The organism is Stutzerimonas frequens (assembly GCF_024448335.1).
GTDB lineage: Bacteria > Pseudomonadota > Gammaproteobacteria > Pseudomonadales > Pseudomonadaceae > Stutzerimonas > Stutzerimonas frequens.
Genome location: NZ_JAMOHM010000001.1, coordinates 521,298 through 539,164, shown reverse-complemented (window position 1 = coordinate 539,164; position 17,867 = coordinate 521,298). Strand labels below are relative to the sequence as shown.

Here is a 17,867-nt window from a genome sequence, read left to right as displayed (position 1 = left end):
CCATCCAGCAGAGTCGAGACGCAATCATGAGCTTCAACATCGCCCTGACCGGCCTGTCCGCCGTCAACGAACAACTGAACACCATCGGCAACAACATCGCCAACTCCGGCACCGTCGGCTTCAAGTCCTCGCGCACCGATTTCGGCAGCCTCTACGCCGAGACCCAGGCCATGGGCGTGGAGGTGATCGGCACCACCCAGAGCATCAGCCAGGGCGGCGCGCTGACCACCACCAATCGAACCCTGGACCTGGCGATCTCCGGCGGCGGCTTCTTCGTCACCCGCGCCAGCAATGGCGACGTCGGCTACACCCGCGCCGGCATCTTCGGCACCGACAAGGACAGCTACATCACCAACAGCCTCGGTCAGCGCCTGCAGGGCTATCCGGCCGATGCCACCGGTAATCTGCAGACCGGCATCGTCGGTGACCTGCAGCTGCGCTCCGGCGGTATCCCTGCTCGCGCCAGCGACGCGCTGAGCTTCGTTGCCAACCTGGATGCCGACCAGCAGGTACCAGCCGTGGCCTTCGATCCGCTGGCGGCGGACAGCTACAACTCCACCTACACCACCAAGCTGTTCGACTCCCAGGGCAAGGAACACACCCTGACCCAGTACTTCGTCAAGACGGCGGACAACAGCTGGGATGCCCATTACTACGTCGACGGTACTGCGCTGGCCGGTGGCCCGCAGGCGCTGACCTTCGACAGTGCCGGCGTGCTCGCAGCGCCGATCGGCACGGTCCCCCTGGCGGCGCCGCTGACCGGCGGTGTGGCCCCGTTGGCCATCGATCTGGACTACAGCGGCACCAGCCAGTACGGCTCGGAATTCAGCGTCACCACCAATCGCGCCACCGGTTATGCGGCTGGCGAGCAGACCGGCATGAGCGTGGAGAAGGACGGCAAGGTCTACGCCAGCTACTCCAACGGCGAACGCATGCTGCAGGGCCAGGTGGTACTTGCCAGCTTCGTCAACGCCGAAGGCCTGAAGAACATCAGCGGCACTGCCTGGACCGAAACCGCTGCCTCCGGCGCGGCGATGCTTGGCGCCCCGGGCGTCGGCCAGTACGGCACCCTGGCTTCCGGCGCGCTGGAGAGCTCCAACGTCGACCTCACGCAGCAGCTGGTAGGCCTGATGGAAGGCCAGCGTAACTACCAGGCCAACACCCAGGTCATTTCCACCAACAAGGAACTGACCCAGGTCCTGTTCAACGCAATCTGAGGCTGACCCATGGATCGCTTGGGATACACCGCGATGACGGCCGCCAGCCGCACGATGATGTCGCTGCAGGTGCGCTCGAACAACCTGGCCAACGTCAACACCCCCGGCTTTCGCGCCGACCTCGAACGCGCCCAGGCCGTGGCGGTGGAAGGCTACGGCTACGACAGCCGGCACATGGCGCTGATCGAGAACAACGGCGTCAGCCTGGCTGCCGGACCGATGGTGGCCACCGGTCGCGAGCTGGACTTCGCAGTCAAGGGCAACGGCCTGATCGTGCTGCAGGATGGCGAGGGCGAGGCCTACACCCGCCAGGGCAGCATGCAGGTGGACGCCGAAGGGCGCCTGACACTCAACGGCCGTGCGGTGCTCGGCGAGGGCGGCCCCATCGTCCTGCCCGAGTACGACCGCATGGAGATCGGCAATGACGGCACCGTGTCGATCATGGCCCCCGGCGACTGGATGATGGCCGAGGTCGATCGCATCCGTCTGGTGGACGTGCCGGCGGCCAATCTGATGAAGAACCAGGCCGGCCTGCTGGTGACCCGCGACGGCGAGCCGGCGCAGCCCAGCGAGGACGTGCGGCTGGCCAGCGGCTTTCTCGAGTCGAGCAACGTCTCGGCGATCGACGAGCTGGCCTCGACCATGAGCCTGAACCGCCTGTTCGAAACCCAGGTGAAGATGATGAAAGCCGCCGAGGACCTTTCCGACGCCGGCAACCGAATGATCCGCGGCAGCTGATCGGGAGATAACGCATGAATTCTGCACTTTGGGTCAGCAAGACCGGCCTGGCCGCCCAGGACAAGGCCATGTCCACCGTTGCCAACAACCTGGCCAACGTCAACACCAATGGCTTCAAGAGCGACCGCGCGGTCTTCGAGGACCTGTTCTACGTCATCGAGAAACAGCCGGGCGCGCAGGCCGACGAGATCAACACCGTGCCGTCCGGCATCCAGCTGGGCAGCGGCGTGCGCGTCGCCGGCACGCAGAAGGTGTTCACCGAGGGCAGCATCCAGACCACCGGCCAGCCGATGGACCTGGCCATCGTCGGCCGCGGCTTTTTTCAGGTCGAGGCGCCCAACGGCGACATCTTCTACACCGAAAACGGCCAGTTCCAGCTCAACGCCGAAGGCATGATGGTCAACGCCCAGGGCCTGCCGCTGAACCCGGCGATCGAAGTGCCTGAAGGCAGCACCGGCTTCACTGTCGGCAGTGACGGCATCGTCACCGCCGTGCTGGCCGGCGACACCCTGCCATCGGAGCTCGGGCAGATCACCCTGGTCAACTTCACCAACCCCGGCGGGCTGGAAGCGCTGGGTGGCAACCTCTATCGCGAAACCGTCGCCAGCGGCGAGCCGGTGGAAGGCGTGCCGGGCGAGGAAGGCCTCGGCCAGCTCAAGCAGGGCGTGCTGGAAGGCTCCAACGTGCAGGTCGTAGAGGCCATGGTGGCGATGATCGCCATCCAGCGCGCCTACGAGGCCAACGCCAAGGTTCTCGATGCCGCCAGCGGCATGCAGCAGTTCCTCAACCAGACCGTGTGATGCCGATGAAGCCGATCGCCCTTCTGCTCGCCGCGCTACTGCTCGGCGGCTGCGCCAGTTTCGACGAGATGCTGCCGGACGAGGATTCCAGCGAGTACGAGCCGCTGGAACTCGACTACAGCCTGCCACCGACCACTGGCGGCGGTCTGTTCCGCTCCGGCTACGGTGGCTCGCTGGTGAGCGACAAGCGCGCGGTGCGGATCGGCGACATCCTCACCATCGTGCTGGACGAATCGACCCAGTCGAGCAAGAGCGCCGGCACCAGCTTTGGCAAGCAGTCCAGCGTCGGCGTCGGCGTGCCCACCGTACTCGGCAAGACCTACCCGGACGTCGAGACCTCGGCCTCGGCCGAGCGCGACTTCAGCGGCTCGGCCAAGAGTTCGCAGCAGAACACCCTGCGCGGCTCGATCGCCGTCACCGTGCACCGCGTGCTGCCCAACGGCACGCTGCTGGTCAAGGGCGAGAAGGCGCTGCGGCTGAACCAGGGCGACGAGTACATCCGCCTCGCCGGCCTGGTGCGCATGGACGACATCAACCGCTTCAACCAGGTGTCCTCGCAGAACGTCGCCAACGCGCGCATCTCCTACGCCGGCCGTGGCGTGCTCAACGACAGCAACTCGGCCGGCTGGCTGACGCGCTTCTTCGCCCACCCGCTGTTCCCCCTCTAAGTGGAAGTTTTTCCGATGCGTGTGAAGCTGTTTCTCGCCGCCGTCGCGCTGTGCTGGCAGTTGCCGGCGCAGGCCGTGCCGCTGATGGATCTGGTGGATATCGAAGGCATCCGTGGCAACCAGCTGATCGGCTACGGTCTGGTGGTCGGCCTGGATGGCACCGGTGACAAGAACCAGGTGAAGTTCACCAGCCAGTCGGTGGCCAACATGATCAAGCAGTTCGGCGTGAACCTGCCGCCGAACGTCGACCCGAAGCTGAAGAACGTCGCTGCGGTGACCGTTACCGCCACGCTGCCGCCGTCCTACAGCCCGGGGCAGAGCATCGATGTCACCGTGTCCTCGCTGGGTGATGCCAAGAGCCTGCGCGGCGGCCAGCTACTGATGACCCCGCTGCAGGGCGTCGACGGTGAAATCTACGCCGTGGCCCAGGGCGCGCTGGTGGTCGGCGGGGTGAATGCCGAGGGCGCCAGCGGCTCCAAGGTGGCGATCAACACCTCCAACAGCGGCCTGATCCCCAACGGCGCGACGGTGGAACGGATGATTCCCACCGACTTCACCGAGCGCCCGGACGTGATGCTCAATGTGCGCCAGCCGAGCTTCCAGACCGTCACTCGGGTGGTCGATGCGGTGGATGCCTATTTCGGCAAGGGCACCGCCACCGCGCTCAATGCCACCAAGATTTCGATTCGCGCGCCGGTCACCAGCACCCAGCGCATGAGCTTCATGGCCATGCTCGAGCGTCTGGACGTCGAAGAAGGTCGTGTGCGGCCGAAGGTGGTGTTCAACAGCCGCACCGGCACCGTGGTGGTCGGCGAAGGCGTGCGGGTGAAGGCCGCGGCGGTTGCCCATGGTTCGCTCACGGTGACCATCAGCGAGCGGCCGCAAGTCAGCCAGCCGAACGCCTTCGCCGGTGGCGACACCGTGGTTACACCGCAGTCCGACGTGGCCGTCGAGCAGGACCGCAAGGCCATGTTCAAGTGGCCGGAAGGCGCCAGCCTGGAAAGCATCATCAGCACCATCAACAGCCTGGGCGCGACCCCGGATGATGTGATGAGCATCCTCCAGTCGCTGGAACGCGCCGGCGCACTGAACGCCGAACTGATCGTGATGTAAGGCCGCCCATGAGCATCGTTTCCCTACCGCACCACCTCAATGCCATGCGCGCGCGCCACGATGGTCCGAGCGCCGCGCGCCGTGAGCAGCTGGAGATGGTTTCCGAGCAGTTCGAGGCCATGTTCCTGCAGCAGATCCTCAAGCAGATGCGCAAGGCCGGCGACGTGCTCTCGGCCGGCAACCCGATGCGCAGCCGCGAGCTGGACACCATGCGCGACTTCTACGACGAAGTGCTGGCCGAAACCCTGGCCGGCAAGCGCCAGACCGGCATCGCCGACATGCTGGTGCAGCAGCTCTCCGGCGGCCGCGACGGCACCGCGCCGGCACCGGCGGCACTCGGCCTGGCCAGTGTCGGGCAGGGCGGCCAGCATGCCCTGCGCGGCACCTGGCAGCGCGGCGTCGAAGCGCTGGACAGCGCCTGGTCGGCGGGCAAGGCCGGCTTTCGTGCGCTGGTCGACAGCGTCATCAAGCACGAGTCCAGCGGCAACGTCGCCGCCGTCTCGCCCAAGGGCGCCCGCGGGCTGATGCAGCTGATGCCCGGCACCGCCCGCGACATGGCCACCGAACTCGGCCTGCCATTCGACGAGGCGCGCCTGACCCGCGATGCCGAGTACAACAAGCGCCTCGGCAGCGCCTACCTGAACAAGATGCTCGAGCGCTACGACGGCCATGAGGCGCTGGCGCTGGCCGCCTACAACGCCGGCCCCGGCAAGGTCGACGAGTGGTTGAAGCAACATGGCGATCCGCGCCGCGGCGAGATCGATGCGGCGAACTGGATCCAGAAGATTCCCTACCAGGAAACCCGCGACTACACGCGCAACATCCTCAAGGACTTGCAGGCCGCCAACAGCCAGCCGCGCGAGCCGCAGGCCGCGCTACAGTCGGCCGGCCGGTCGCCAGCGGCGCAGGCCAGCCTGGGCACCGCCGAGCGACTGTCCCGCGGGCAAATGCTGGCCACGCTGGAGGGCGAGCGCATCGGCACGCAACAGCCGGCATCCGTTGCGCTTAATGAGCCGCCCGCGGCAGTCGCCTTGAATAGACAACCACCGGTCGTCGTGCGCCATCTCTCCGTGGCGTTCGCCCAACCGATCCGCATCGATTCGAAGGAAGTGCTGTCGTGAGTGTCTTGAGTCAGATTGGCTACAGCGGCGTCCGCGCTTCGCAGATCGCCCTAACCGCGACCGGGCAGAATATTGCCAACGTCAACACGCCCGGCTTCAGCCGCCTCGGCCCGGAACTGCATTCGGTCGGCGGGCAGACCGCCACCAGCATCGGCGGTGGCGTGCAGGTCAGCAGCATTCGCCGGCTGTCCAACGATTTCCAGAACCAGCAGCTCTGGCGCGCCAGCACCGACAAGAACTACTACGGCACCAGCCAGCAGTACCTTTCGGCGCTGGAAGGCCTGATCCACAGCGAAGGCTCCAGCGTCAGCGTCGGCTTGGACAATTTCTTCGCCGCGCTCAGCGAGGCCAGCTCCACGCCGGAATCCATTCCCCTGCGTCAGCAGATCATCGGCGAGGCCAAGCAGCTGGCGCAGCGCTTCAACGGCCTGAACAGCAACATCGGCACCCAGCTCAACGCCCTGCAGGGTCAGCGCGTGGCAATGGTCGCGGAGATCAACGGGCTGTCCGACAACATCGCCGAGCTGAACGTGGAAATCCTCAAGATGGAGTCGGCCGGGCGCGATACCGCCACGCTGCGCGACTACCGCGAGAACCTGATCAAGGACCTCAGCCAGTACGCCGGCATTCGTGTGCAGGAGGTCGCCGACGGCACGCTGACCGTGTCCCTGGCCAACGGCCAGCCGCTGGTCGCCGGTGGCAGCGCGGGGCAACTGACGGTCGAGCAGAACCTGGCCGGCGAACAGGAGCTGGCCCTGGTGTTCGCCAAGACCACCTTCCCGCTGGTGCAGGATGGCCTCGGCGGCTCGCTCGGCGCGCTCTACGACATGGAGTACGGCGCGCTGCGGCCGGCCCAGGACGACCTGCACGACATGGCTGCGGCCCTGGCGCAGAGCGTCAACGACACCCTGGCTGGCGGCTTCGACCTGAATGGCGATCCCGGCCAGCCGCTGTTCGTCTACACCCCCGGCAGCACCAGCGGCATGCTTGCGGTGACGGCGCTGGCTCCGGAACAGCTGGCCTTCTCCTCCGCCGGGCAGAGCGGCACGGGCGAGGTCGGCAACAACGAGAACCTGCTGGCGCTGCTGGAGCTCAAGTCGGCCAAGGTCAACGTGGCCGGCAGCGATGTCCCCCTCAACGACGCCTACGCCGGTCTGGTCGGCCGCGTCGGCAGTGCCAGCCGGCAAAACCAGGCCGACCTCGCCGCTGCCACCGTCGTCGCCGAGCAGGCCCAGGCCCAGCGCGACAGCGTCAGCGCGGTGAACCTGGACGAGGAAGCGGTCAACCTGATGGCCTACGAGCAGGCCTATCAGGCCAACATGAAGGTCATCAGCACCTCCAACGACCTGTTCAACGCCGTACTGGCAATGTTCTGAGCCGACTGACGAGAAGACACCATGCGCATTTCCAACGCCCAGATCACCGCCACCATGCACGGTTCGCTGAACAACAGCTCCGAGAAACTCGGCAAGCTGATGCAACAGATGGCCAGCGGCGAGCGCATGCTGGTGCCATCCGACGACCCGATCTCGGCGGTCCGCGTGCTGCGCATCCAGCGCGAGGAAGCCAGCCTGACGCAGTACCGCACCAACATCGCCAACGTCGCCGGCAACCTGTCCAAGCAGGAAGCCAATCTCAAGGCGGCTTCCGACAGCATGCTGAGCATCCGTGACCTGCTGCTGTGGGCGGCCAACGGCAGCAACACCGACGAGGACCTGTCGGCCATCGCCAACGAGCTGGAAACCCTCGAAGGCACCGTGCTCAGCTTCGCCAACGTGCGCGACGAGGAGGGCCGCTACCTGTTCTCCGGCACCCGCTCCAACCAGCCGGCGATCGCCCTGGTTGGCGGTGTCTACGTCATGCAGGGTAACGACCAGCATCGCCAGGCCGCGGTGGCCAATGGCGTGCTGGTGGAAGAGAACGTCACCGCGGCGCAGGTCTTCGGTGCCGGCGTGGGCATGCTCAACGAGCTGCGCAGCCTGGTGCAGACGCTCAAGGACCCGGCGCTGGATTCGAGCGACCCGGCCGTCCGCGCGCAGATCGCCGCGAGCATGGACAGCCTCGACGCCACCCACGGCAGGCTGCTCGGCGCGGTCACCGATCTCGGCGGGCGGCAGAACACCCTGACTCTGCTCGGCAGCAGCAACGAGGACGTCTCGCTGGTGAACCAGAAGATCGATGGCGAACTGTCGCGACTGGATTACGCCGGCGCCAGCATCGACCTGAACAACTACCAGCTGTCGTTGCAGGCCACCCAGAAAACCTACATGAAGATCAACGGCCTGACCCTGTTCGGCATGCTCTGAGGCGAGGAAGCCTGATGAAGATTGGCAAGCCGCTACCGGCTGTTTCCGCGATCAACCCCCAGGAGCGTCGCCAGACGCTGCTGCCGGAAACCCCGGCGGCGACGCAACGGACATCGGTGCTGGCCGATGCCGCGCATGCGGAGGTGGCGAGCAAGAAGAGCACCAGCTTCAGCCTGCAGCTCAACCAGCAGCTGTCCTCGATGCAGTCGGCGGAAAGCTACCTGAACGACCTTCATGGCCGCCTTTCCCAGCTCAAGCTCAGCCTCAGCCGCGAGATCAGCTCGCCGACCTCCGGTTCGGGGGCGGATAGCATCCGCCATGCCCTGCAGGACGTGGAGCAGCTGCTGCGTGAACGCAGCAAGCGTTCGGCCAACTCGCTGGATGCCACACTCAAGCTGCGTCTGAGCGAGCCGGTGCGCAGCCGCTTCAGCCTGCAGGGGCTCGATTCCCTCGAAGCGATCCGCCAGTCCGGCCGCGAAACGCTGTTGTTCAGCGGCGGCCGCCAGCTGGCCGAACCGGTGGCGGTGGTGCTCGACGATGACATGAGCGACGAGCAGATCCTGCGCCGCTTCAACGGCAGCCTGGGCCAGTCCGGCATTCGTGCCGAGCTCGACGACAGCGGCCGGTTGCGCTTTTCCGCCCGCGAGAGTGACTGGCAGCAGCTCAAGGATCAGCTGGCGGTGCAGGGCGAGGACAAGCTGTTCGCCAAAGGTCGTTACCAGCGCGTGCAGAGCGAGGAAGATCAGCTGCTGAAATTTCCCGAAGAGCCATCGCTGGACTCGCTGCGCGAACTGCGGCGCATGCTCGATACCGTGGTGGCGGGGCTGGAAAAGGTCACTGCGCTGCGCGAGCAGCTGGGTCAGCGCCAGCGTGAGATCCGCGAGTTTCTCGCGCGCCAGGCCGATGCCGACGAGCAGCAGTGGGCCAGTGATTTTTCCCACTCGGTGTTCAACCTGATGCAGCGCAGCCCGTCCAGCTATGCCGCCGTCATACAGACAGTGGTGGCGCAGGCCAACATCAGCCGCTTCGCGGTGGTCAGCCTGCTGTCCTGAGCGGCGCGCTTCAGTTCGGCGCGAGCAGCTTGATATCCGACGGCCGTCCGAGCGTCAGGGTCTGCAGCGTTTCGCCCAGCAGACCACTGTCCGGGTCGCGGCGCAGCAGCACCAGGCTGTCGCTCAGCTGATTGGCGATCAACATGAAACGCCCGTCCGGCGTGATGGCGAATTCCCGTGGTTCGCGACCTTCGCTCGGGCGGCGCTGGATTTCGCGCAGCGTGCCGTCGGCTTCGATGGCGAAGGCGATGATGTGGTTGTAGTCGCCGCGGTCGCTGACATAGAGAAAGCGGCCATCGGCCGATGTGTGGATCGCGCCGGGTGAATGACGCACTTCGCTATCGGCCTCTTTGAGGTCCAGCAGTTGCCGGCGGGTCAGGGTGCCGTCGGTGTAGTCGAAGCCCGCCACCTGGGCGCTCAGCTCCAGGGCGAGATAGGCGTGTTTGCCATTGGGGTGGAACACCAGATGGCGCGGGCCGCTGCCCGCGGGCAGCTCGATGCTGGCCGGCTCATCCGGCCGCAGCGGGCGCTCGGCATGCCTCGGGTCGTAGCGGTAGACGAACACCCGGTCGGCGCCCAGGTCGCTGACCAGAAGGCGCGTGCCGTCCGGACTGGGCACCGCCGAATGCACATGGGCCGAGCGCTGGCGTTCGGGATGCACACCGCTGGCCTGGTGCGCGGTGATCTGCGTGACCGGCAAGGGCCGGCCATCCTCGGCCAGCGGCACGACCGCCAGGCTGCCGCCGGGGTTGGGGCGCGAACCGTAGTTGCTGACGAACAGGTAGCGACCGTCGTGACTGAGGCTGGCATGGGTGGGTTCGTCGCCGAGGGTGATGGCCTGGCCGATGGGCTGGTAGTCGCCCTTGGCGTCGCGCTGCCAGGCGCCGACGCGGCCGACCGGGTCGGCATCGGCCGGGCCGTTCTCATGGGTGGCGTAAAGCCGGTCGCGCTTGTCATCCAGCACCAGCCAGGAGGGATTGTCGCTGGTGAGGCTTTGCACCGGCTTCGGGTCGATCTGCCCGGTCTTGGGATCGAAGCGCAGGCGCAGGATGCCTGGGCTGTCGCTGTCGTGCGTGTAGCTGCCGATCAGAATATGCATGTCGTCGTTCCCGGCCTGGGCGCCCTGGGTCAGTAGTGCGCCGGCCAGCAGAGCCAGTGCGAGTCGGAGGCGCATGGGCCGTTTGCCTTTTGTCGATGAAGTCATGCGACTATGACCGCCGTCGTGGCGTGATGCTCCCGCCGTGCGGTGGCGCGAACAATACCTGACCACCAGGGTCTGATATGCACCCGGGTGGATGCCGGCCTTTCCAGAATCCAGGACGTCTCATGGACCATTTGCTCCCCGTTCAGCTAGTCGAATTGCAGAGCATCGCCACCGATCTGGCCGAGAATCGCATCGCCCCGCTGGCGGCCGAGGTCGACGCCGAATGCCGCTGGCCCGCCGACTCCATGCAGGCGCTCGCCGAAGCCGGCCTGCTCGGCCTGCAGGTGCCGGTCGAGCTGGGCGGCCGCGGGCAGGGGCTGCTGGGGCTTTGCGTGCTCACCGAAAGCATCGCGCGGGCCTGCCCATCGTCGGCGCTGTGCTACGGCATGCATTGCGTGGCCACTGCGGTGATCGCCGCCAAAGCCACCGAGCATCAGCGCGAGCACTATCTGCGGGAGATCGCCGCGGGGCGACACATCACCACCCTGGCACTGTCCGAGCAGGGCACCGGCGCGCATTTCTACCTGCCGGAAACCCGCCTGGATGCCGACGGCGACGAGTTCGTCATCGACGGCACCAAGCAGTTCGTCACCAACGGCGGGCATGCCGATTCCTACGTGGTTTCCACCGTGGCGGCGGACGCCGAAGCCGGCGATTTCAGCTGCCTGATCGTCGACAAGGACGGCGCCGGCATGCACTGGCTCGACGCCTGGGACGGCTTCGGCATGCGCGGCAACTCGTCCCGGCCGCTGCGCCTGGAACAGGTGCGGGTGCCGGCGCGCAACCTGCTCGGCGAGCCGGGCGATCAGGTCTGGTACGTGTTCGAAGTGGTGGCGCCGTTCTTCCTCATGGCCATGGCCGGCACCTACCTGGGCATCGCCCAGGCTGCGCTGGACGAGGCGGGCCTGCACCTGCACTCGCGTCGCTACAGTCATTCCGGCGAGTCCCTGCGCGACGTGGAGACGCTGCAGGTGCGCTATGGCGAACTCTGGACCGATCTGGTGAAAACCCGCGCGCTGGTGCGTGAGGCCGCACGCCGTGGCGATGCCGCGCACCCCGAGGCGCTGCCGTACATTCTGGCGTGCAAGACCGAAGCGGCGGAGACGGCGGTACGCCTGGCCAACGAGGCGATGAGCATTTGCGGCGGGGCGGCCTACCGTGACAACAGCCGCGTCTCCCGGCTGCTGCGCGACGCCCGCGCCGGCCACGTGATGACGCCCACCACCGGTCTGCTGAAACTGTGGACCGGGCGCAGCCTGCTGGGGCTGCCGTTGCTATGAGCGAGCTGCTGCTCGATCAGGTCATGCTGCTCGATGCCGGCGATGGTCGCTTGCGCGAGCGGATCGGCAGCTGGGCAGCGGAGCAGGATCTGCAGCTGCGCTGTCTCGACGGCAGCGCCCCGTCGCTCGGGGAGGATCAGCCGGCGCTGGTGCTGCTGGCGCCCGGCTTGCCGCGCGTGATCGCCCTCGCCCGGCAGCTGCGCAGCCGCTGGCGGGCCGCGCAGCTGCTGTTTCTCAGCGAGGACGCCCACGTCGAGCGGCTGCACCGCGAACTCGGTCCGGCGCCTCTGTTGGGGCCGTACTGGTCGATCGTCGCGCTCGACAGCGACACGTTGTGTCAGCGGCTCGATCAGGCGTTGGCGAGCGTGCGCCGCCGGGCGCGCCTGCGGACCACCCTGGCGCGGGCCAATGCCACGGTCAGCAGCAGCCAGTCGAGCAGGCGTCCGCAGCCGACGGCAGAACTCTATCTGCATCACTTCATCGATGCCGCGCGCGATGCCATCGTCGGGCTCGACCGGGCCGGCGCGGTGCTCTACTGGAGCGCCGGCGCGGCCGAGCTGTTCGACCTGAAGCAGACCGATGTGCTCGGACAGGCGGTGAGCGGGCTGCCGTTCTGGAACGCCGACCTGGCGCAGGCTCTGACGCAGGCGCTGGATTGCGACTCGACCCAGACCTTGCAGTTCGAGGAATCGACCCAGGGGCGCGTGCTGGAGGTCGTCGTGGCCGCGGTCTGTGCGACCGATGGCGCAGTGGTGGGGGCGGCCCTGACGTTGCGTGACGTCTCGGCGCTGGTTGCCGAGCGGCGTGCCAGCGAGCTGTACGGGCGCCGACTCGTCGAGGAGCGCGCGCACCTGCAGCGGCTGTTCGACCAGGCGCCGGGCTTCATTGCCATCACCGAAGGGCCGCAGCACGAACTGAAGATCGCCAATCGCGCCTTCCATGAGCTGGTCGGCGCCCGTGAGCTGCTCGGCCTGCCTGCCTACAAGGCCTTTCCGCAACTGGAGAGCCGTGCGCTGTCCGACCTGCTGCAGCAGGTCTATGTCACCGGGCGGCCCTACCTCGGCCGCCACCTCGCCGTGCGCGTGCGTCCGCAGGCCGGCGGCAAGGCCGAGCGGCGCTACGTGAACTTCATCTTCCAGCCGGTATTCAGCGAGGACGAGCAGATCAGCGGCATCTTCTGCCAGGGCCATGACGTCACCGCCCAGGTGCTGGCGCAGCAGGAGCTGCAGCGCACCAGCGAGCGCCTGCAGGAGCTGGTCGAGGAACGCACCCGCGAGCTGGAGCTGAGCCGGCAGGCGCTGTACCAGTCGCAGAAGCTCGAGGCCATCGGCAAGCTCACCGGCGGCGTGGCCCACGATTTCAACAATGTGCTGCAGGTCATCGCCGGCAATCTGCAGTTGCTGCAACCGCTGGCCGAGGACAACCGTGCCGCGGCCAAGCGCGTCGATGCCGCCAGTTCGGCCGTCGAGCGCGGCGCCAAGCTGGCGCGGCAGCTGTTGGCCTTCGCCCGCCGCCAGCCGTTGCGACCGCAACCGACCAACCTCGGCCGGCTGCTGCGCGACCTCGACGAATTGCTGCGCCAGGCCATCGGCGAACACATCGAGATCGAAACCGTGGTCGCTGGCGGCCTGTGGACCACCATGGTCGATCCGCACCAGCTCGAGCAGGTGGTGCTCAACCTCGCGATCAACGCCCGCGACGCCATGCCCGAGGGCGGCAGGCTGACCCTTGAGCTGGGCAACGCCATGCTCGACGAGCATTACGCCGCAACACAGGCCGACGTGGCACCGGGACAGTACGTGCTGCTGGCGGTGTCCGACACCGGTGTCGGCATGCCGGCAGAGATCATCGAGCAGGCCTTCGAGCCCTTCTTCACCACCAAGCCCGAAGGCCACGGCACCGGCCTGGGGCTGAGCATGGCCTACGGCTTCGCCAAGCAGAGCAGCGGGCATATCCGCCTCTACAGCGAGCAGGGTAGCGGCACCACGGTCAAGCTCTACCTGCCGCGCACCGAGCAGCCCGAGGTGCAGGCGTTGCCGGACATCGTCGGCCCGGTGGTGGGCGGCAGCGAAACCATCCTGGTGGTGGAGGACGACCTGCCGGTGCAGGCCACCGTGATCGAGCTGCTCAGCGGGCTCGGCTATTCGGTGCTGCGCGCCAATGATGCGCAGAGCGCGCTGAGCATCCTGCAGAGCGGCATCGGCATCGATCTGCTGTTCACCGACGTGGTCATGCCCGGCCCGCTGCGCAGCACCGAGCTGGCGCGGCAGGCGCGTGTCCTGCAGCCGGACATCGCGGTGTTGTTCACCTCCGGCTACACGCGCAATGCCGTCGTGCATGGCGGGCGCCTGGACCCCGGCGTGGAGCTGCTGAGCAAGCCGTATCGGCAGGAAGACCTGGCACGCAAGGTGCGTCAGCTGCTGAGTGCGCAGCGCGGCGACGGCCAGGCCCCCGCACAACGCTGGGTGATGGTGGTCGAGGACCAGCCACAGCTGCTGGCGCTGGCCTGCGAGATGGTCGAGGAGCTGGGTTACCGCGCCCGGGGTTACCCGAATGCCGAGCAGGCGGCGCAGGCATTGCACGAGCAGCGCTTCGACCAGCTGTTGCTGGACGTCAACCTGCCCGGGCGCTCAGGCCCCGACTTCGCGGCCGAGGCCCTGGAAACCCAGCCGTGGCTGAAGCTGGTGTTCGTCTCCGGCGAGGGCCGCATCGACAGCGCCCTGCCGTCCCGCTCTTTGCCCAAACCGTTCAGCTTCGACCAGCTTGCCGAGGTTCTGCAGATGTGAGCGGCCGCGACCGGGATCGGCCACGGTAGCGACACAGACCGTGCACGCCGATCACCACCGGTGCGGTGAGGGCCAGCCAGCTCAGCCAGTCGCCAGCGCCTTCGGAGACCAGGCCGGCGACCAGTCCGATGATGGACGCCACGGCGACTACCAGCGGCCAAAGCCAGATGCGCATCATGCCCGCACCTCCGCCGTCGCACCGCGCTTGAGCCACAGGTACAGCCCGCTGCCCAGTACGACGATGGTGAGGATATCCAGCAGCGCCCAGAGCACCTTCAGCGGCAGACCGCCGTAATCACCGAAATGCAGCGGTTCGGACAGTTGCAGCGCGGTGACGTACCAGGGCCGCGCACCGGCTTCCAGTACCTCGCCATTGGCCGGATCGACCAGCAGCGCCTGGGTCAGGCGCGAGGTCAGTGGCGTGTCGCCGCGCAGGATCACCGCGACATGCTCCGGCGTGGCGCGCAGCGTGCCGGGGTAGGCAATCATCGACACCGCCATGCCGGGTGCGGCGGCCAGCACGCGGTCGACGGCGGTCTGCAGCGAGCCGTCGGCAGCGGGCGCCTCGCTGGCGTCCGCCGCGAGCAGCACGCGGGTCTCACCGGCTTGCAGTGCGGCGACCTGTTCGGCCTGCCAGGCCTGGAAGATCAGGTCCGCCCAGGTATTGATCACTCCGGTGAAGCCCACCGCCAGGGCCCACACCAGGGTGACGATGCCGAGCAGGTTGTGCAGGTCCAGCCAGCGGGTGCGCGCGGTGCGCTCCTGGCGCACCTCGCCGAAGCGCAGCTTGCGCATGAAGGGCGCGTAGAGCACCACGCCGGAGACGATCGCCACCATCAACAGCAGGCCCATGAAACCGAGAAACAGCTTGCCGGCGAGCCCCGCGTAGAGGTCCACGTGCAGTCGGTACATGACGCTCATGAAGCCTTCGTCGAAGTTCGGCGCGCCGAGCACCTCGGCCGTGCGGGCGTCGGAGAGGATCAGCGTCGACTCGCTCTCGTCGGTGTCGACGCGGGTATCGAGCTTGACGTACCAAACGTCCGGCGCGTCTTCCTCGGCGAAGAAGTACAGCGGCACCAGACCGGGGTAGGCCTTCACAGCTTCGGCCGCAACCCGGTCGACCGCAGCGCGCGGCGTGCCCTCGGGCATCGCCGGCGCCTCGATCTCGTTGCCGGTGAGGTGATCGATCTCGTGGGAGAAGATCAGCGGCAGGCCGGTCAGGCACAGCAGCAGGATGAACAGCGTAGAGACGAGGCTGGACCACTTGTGGACCCAGCCCCACCGTCGCAGGGTGACTGCCTGCATCAGAAGTCGACCGTGGCGCTGACCGAGAGCGTGCGCGGGGCGCCGAGGACGAGGTAGTTCGAGCCCGGATAGCCACCTGTGGAGGCCCAGTAGTCGCGGCCAGTGGCATTGTCGAGACGGGCGCGGAGGGTCACGTCGCGGCCCTGCACTTTCATCCCGTAGCGCGCACCGAGGTCCAGACGAGTCCAGGACGGGATTTCCCGGTCATTGTCGATATCGGTGTACTGGCTGCTGGTGTAGACGACGCGACTGGTCAGCGTGAGACCGGCAAGCCCGGGCACATCCCACTCTCCGCCAATGTTGGCTTGGGTCTTAGGCACGCCGATAGCGTGGTTACCGTCATAATCGCCATTGTTGGTGTCGCTCAGCTCGGTATCGAGGAGGGTCACGCCGCCCAGCAGACGGATCCCGGAGGCCGGTTCGCCGAACAGCGACAGTTCGATCCCGCGATTGATCTGATCGCCTCCTTCACGGAAGACGGCGTCGGTCACTACGCCGATAGGGCGTTCGGTGCGGAACACCGCCAGGCTGCCGCCCAGGTTGATGCCGTCGTACTTCAAGCCGATCTCGGTTTGCTTGGCGATGTGTGGCGCCAGCGTTTGCCCGGCGTTGCTAACCCCCTCGGTCGTTCCATCGGGGCGCCTGGTGTTCCATGGGGCGGTGTCACCTTTGGCAAGTCCTTCGATGTAGTTGGCATAGACCGATACCTCATCGGTCAGCTTGTAGAGCACACCACCAACTGGAGTGGTCTCGTAGCGGTTGATCCGTGACGCGCGATCCCCAGTCGCTGCAGCGTAGTTCCTGGTCTCGATCCCTTGTCGACGTGCGCCCAGGGTCACAAGAAGCTGATCATCCATGAACCCAAGCGTGTCGGCGATGGCCAGGCTCTGAGTTGAGGTACGACCGATCACGTTAGGATCGGAAAACGAACCGTTGATGTTTTTCGGCAGCAAGTCGGGGATAGGGGCGTCATACGGAGTATCGAGGCTGCCGGCAAAGGGGTTGTCATAAGCTGATCCACCGAACGCGTTGCGTTCCTCGGCCTGGAAGGTCGCCGCGGACATTACCCATTGGTGGGAGACCTGTCCGGTCAATGCAAGGCCGCGCAGGCCTATTTCACCCGTAGCGATCTCTTCCTTGCGGCGGTTATCGAAGCGGTAAGCGGTCGTGGTATCGGCGCCGACGTAAGTCGGGTTGGCCAAGCGGTTTTCTTCCTCGCCGCGGCGCGCGCCTACGGCTAGCCAGCCCGTGACCGAGTCAGAAAAGTCATATTCGCCCCGGACGGTGCCAAACGTCTGCTTTTCCTTGGAGAACGTCCATGGCTGAGCAAAGTTATCTTTAGCGTCTGGTGCGCTTGGTAGCGGTATACCGGTGGCGATGCTCACGCTGGGGCGAGGCGCATCTATGAAGTGGTATTGATGGCCGATATCAGCAGATAGGCGGAAGTTGTCGCCCTGATAGTCGAGGCCGAGGGCGAACATATCCAGAGTACGGTCTTCGTTGTCGACAGACGTCTCGCCGGCATGCTTGGCAGCGTTAAGCCGTAAGCCGAAGCGCTCCTCTTCACCGAAGCGGCGGCCCAGATCGACGGCTGCCGAACCTTGACCGCCATTTTCGGCACCCACTGTCAGTCTGGTCAGCGGCTCATTCGGAGCACGCTTGGGTACGAGGTTGATCATGCCGCCAACACCTGAGCCTCCCGGTGCCGCACCATTAAGAAAGGCGCTGGCGCCACGGAAGACTTCGGCGCGCTCGATGAATTCGGCCGCTACGTACTGACGCGGCAGCAAGCCATAAAGCCCGTTGTATGAAATGTCGTCGGAAAACAGCGTGAAGCCGCGCACGACGTACAGCTCCTGCATATTGCCGTATCCCCGTGCCACGCGCACCGAAGGATCGTTCTGCACGATGTCCGACACGCTGCGCGCCTGCTGATCCTGGATCAGCTGCGAGGTGTAGGACGTCGAGGTGAACGGCGTTTCCATGTAGTCGCGGTTGCCGAGAATACCCACGCGCCCACCGCGGGCGACCTGTTCGCCAGCGTAGGGTTGGGTCAGGCCATCGGCCGAGGCGTCGGCGCTGGCGGTGATCTCCACCGATTGCAGTTCGACCGGCTCGGTGGCAGTGGCCTGAGCCTGCTCTTCGAGTGGTTCCTGGGCCATGAGCGGTGAGCCAGCGAAGCTGGCGGCAAGGCAAACGGGCAGCAGTGCGGTTTTACGCGGGAAGCGAAGCGTGGGCATGGCGGACCTGACCGGACGTTGAACTGTGAGGGGTGAA

15 protein-coding genes are annotated in these 17,867 nt (G+C 66.5%); 11 read left to right on the top strand and 4 right to left on the bottom strand.

Going from position 1 to position 17,867, the window contains the following annotated elements; translation table 11 throughout:
- Window positions 1-26: 26 nt before the first annotated feature.
- Genes flgE through NAO55_RS02585 form a run of 9 tightly spaced genes read left to right on the top strand, consistent with a single transcriptional unit; the run spans window position 27 to window position 9,015 of the window.
- A complete protein-coding gene (gene flgE, locus NAO55_RS02625) occupies window positions 27-1,217 on the top strand; it encodes a flagellar hook protein FlgE (protein ID WP_102839272.1) in 1,191 nt (396 codons plus the stop codon).
- A gap of 9 nt (window positions 1,218-1,226) precedes the next feature.
- On the top strand, window positions 1,227-1,955 hold the full coding sequence (locus NAO55_RS02620) for a flagellar basal body rod protein FlgF (RefSeq protein WP_102839273.1): 729 nt from the start codon (window positions 1,227-1,229) through the stop codon (window positions 1,953-1,955).
- Window positions 1,956-1,969: 14 nt separating this feature from the next.
- Window positions 1,970-2,755 carry a flagellar basal-body rod protein FlgG gene (gene flgG, locus NAO55_RS02615; protein ID WP_102839274.1) on the top strand — a complete coding sequence of 262 codons (786 nt, stop codon included), beginning with the start codon at window positions 1,970-1,972 and terminating at the stop codon, window positions 2,753-2,755.
- Window positions 2,755-3,423 carry a flagellar basal body L-ring protein FlgH gene (gene flgH / locus NAO55_RS02610; protein WP_102839275.1) on the top strand — a complete coding sequence of 223 codons (669 nt, stop codon included), beginning with the start codon at window positions 2,755-2,757 and terminating at the stop codon, window positions 3,421-3,423. The genes flgG and flgH overlap by 1 nt, the downstream gene beginning before the upstream one ends.
- Before the next feature lie 15 nt (window positions 3,424-3,438).
- The gene (locus tag NAO55_RS02605) at window positions 3,439-4,536 is read left to right on the top strand and encodes a flagellar basal body P-ring protein FlgI (protein WP_102839276.1); all 1,098 of its coding nucleotides are present in this window, start codon (window positions 3,439-3,441) and stop codon (window positions 4,534-4,536) included.
- Window positions 4,537-4,544: 8 nt separating this feature from the next.
- Window positions 4,545-5,657: a lytic transglycosylase domain-containing protein gene (locus NAO55_RS02600; protein ID WP_102839277.1), complete on the top strand. Its 1,113-nt coding sequence runs from the start codon at window positions 4,545-4,547 to the stop codon at window positions 5,655-5,657.
- Window positions 5,654-7,033 carry a flagellar hook-associated protein FlgK gene (flgK, locus tag NAO55_RS02595; RefSeq protein WP_102839278.1) on the top strand — a complete coding sequence of 460 codons (1,380 nt, stop codon included), beginning with the start codon at window positions 5,654-5,656 and terminating at the stop codon, window positions 7,031-7,033. Before NAO55_RS02600 ends, flgK begins: the two co-directional genes overlap by 4 nt.
- Window positions 7,034-7,054: 21 nt before the next feature.
- Entirely contained in the window at window positions 7,055-7,963 is a 909-nt protein-coding gene (flgL, locus tag NAO55_RS02590; RefSeq protein WP_102839279.1) for a flagellar hook-associated protein FlgL, read from the top strand.
- A gap of 14 nt (window positions 7,964-7,977) precedes the next feature.
- Window positions 7,978-9,015 (top strand): hypothetical protein, encoded by a 1,038-nt coding sequence (locus NAO55_RS02585; protein WP_102839280.1) that lies wholly within the window; start codon window positions 7,978-7,980, stop codon window positions 9,013-9,015.
- A 10-nt stretch (window positions 9,016-9,025) separates the two neighbouring features.
- On the opposite strand, the gene NAO55_RS02580 is transcribed toward NAO55_RS02585, so the two are convergent.
- Window positions 9,026-10,189, bottom strand: a complete 1,164-nt coding sequence (locus NAO55_RS02580) for a lactonase family protein (RefSeq protein ID WP_102839281.1) — start codon at window positions 10,187-10,189, stop codon at window positions 9,026-9,028.
- Between the two features lie 152 nt (window positions 10,190-10,341).
- Between NAO55_RS02580 and NAO55_RS02575 the strand changes: the two genes are divergently transcribed.
- Entirely contained in the window at window positions 10,342-11,499 is a 1,158-nt protein-coding gene (locus NAO55_RS02575) for an acyl-CoA dehydrogenase family protein (protein WP_102839282.1), read from the top strand.
- Complete coding sequence (locus NAO55_RS02570) at window positions 11,496-14,285, top strand: response regulator (RefSeq protein ID WP_102839283.1); 2,790 nt, start codon at window positions 11,496-11,498, stop codon at window positions 14,283-14,285. Before NAO55_RS02575 ends, NAO55_RS02570 begins: the two co-directional genes overlap by 4 nt.
- On the opposite strand, the gene NAO55_RS02565 is transcribed toward NAO55_RS02570, so the two are convergent.
- Genes NAO55_RS02565 through NAO55_RS02555 form a run of 3 tightly spaced genes read right to left on the bottom strand, consistent with a single transcriptional unit; the run spans window position 14,248 to window position 17,830 of the window.
- Window positions 14,248-14,463, bottom strand: a complete 216-nt coding sequence (locus NAO55_RS02565; protein WP_073865917.1) for a hypothetical protein — start codon at window positions 14,461-14,463, stop codon at window positions 14,248-14,250. The two genes, NAO55_RS02570 and NAO55_RS02565, sit on opposite strands and share 38 nt — an antisense overlap.
- The gene (locus tag NAO55_RS02560; RefSeq protein WP_102839284.1) at window positions 14,460-15,590 is read right to left on the bottom strand and encodes a PepSY-associated TM helix domain-containing protein; all 1,131 of its coding nucleotides are present in this window, start codon (window positions 15,588-15,590) and stop codon (window positions 14,460-14,462) included. Before NAO55_RS02560 ends, NAO55_RS02565 begins: the two co-directional genes overlap by 4 nt.
- Entirely contained in the window at window positions 15,590-17,830 is a 2,241-nt protein-coding gene (locus NAO55_RS02555) for a TonB-dependent receptor (RefSeq protein ID WP_102839285.1), read from the bottom strand. The genes NAO55_RS02560 and NAO55_RS02555 overlap by 1 nt, the downstream gene beginning before the upstream one ends.
- Between the last annotated feature and the right edge of the window lie 37 nt (window positions 17,831-17,867).

Bases quoted from the DNA above. Each gene is read 5' to 3' on its own strand.
- flgE (WP_102839272.1), top strand. From the start codon at position 27: ATGAGCTTCAACATCGCCCTGACCGGCCTGTCCGCCGTCAACGAACAA.
- NAO55_RS02600 (WP_102839277.1), top strand. From the start codon at position 4,545: ATGAGCATCGTTTCCCTACCGCACCACCTCAATGCCATGCGCGCGCGC.
- NAO55_RS02570 (WP_102839283.1), top strand. From the start codon at position 11,496: ATGAGCGAGCTGCTGCTCGATCAGGTCATGCTGCTCGATGCCGGCGAT.
- NAO55_RS02605 (WP_102839276.1), top strand. From the start codon at position 3,439: ATGCGTGTGAAGCTGTTTCTCGCCGCCGTCGCGCTGTGCTGGCAGTTG.
- flgG (WP_102839274.1), top strand. From the start codon at position 1,970: ATGAATTCTGCACTTTGGGTCAGCAAGACCGGCCTGGCCGCCCAGGAC.
- NAO55_RS02555 (WP_102839285.1), bottom strand. From the start codon at position 17,830: ATGCCCACGCTTCGCTTCCCGCGTAAAACCGCACTGCTGCCCGTTTGC.
- NAO55_RS02560 (WP_102839284.1), bottom strand. From the start codon at position 15,590: ATGCAGGCAGTCACCCTGCGACGGTGGGGCTGGGTCCACAAGTGGTCC.
- flgL (WP_102839279.1), top strand. From the start codon at position 7,055: ATGCGCATTTCCAACGCCCAGATCACCGCCACCATGCACGGTTCGCTG.
- NAO55_RS02575 (WP_102839282.1), top strand. From the start codon at position 10,342: ATGGACCATTTGCTCCCCGTTCAGCTAGTCGAATTGCAGAGCATCGCC.
- NAO55_RS02585 (WP_102839280.1), top strand. From the start codon at position 7,978: ATGAAGATTGGCAAGCCGCTACCGGCTGTTTCCGCGATCAACCCCCAG.
- flgH (WP_102839275.1), top strand. From the start codon at position 2,755: ATGCCGATGAAGCCGATCGCCCTTCTGCTCGCCGCGCTACTGCTCGGC.
- NAO55_RS02565 (WP_073865917.1), bottom strand. From the start codon at position 14,463: ATGATGCGCATCTGGCTTTGGCCGCTGGTAGTCGCCGTGGCGTCCATC.
- NAO55_RS02620 (WP_102839273.1), top strand. From the start codon at position 1,227: ATGGATCGCTTGGGATACACCGCGATGACGGCCGCCAGCCGCACGATG.
- NAO55_RS02580 (WP_102839281.1), bottom strand. From the start codon at position 10,189: ATGCGCCTCCGACTCGCACTGGCTCTGCTGGCCGGCGCACTACTGACC.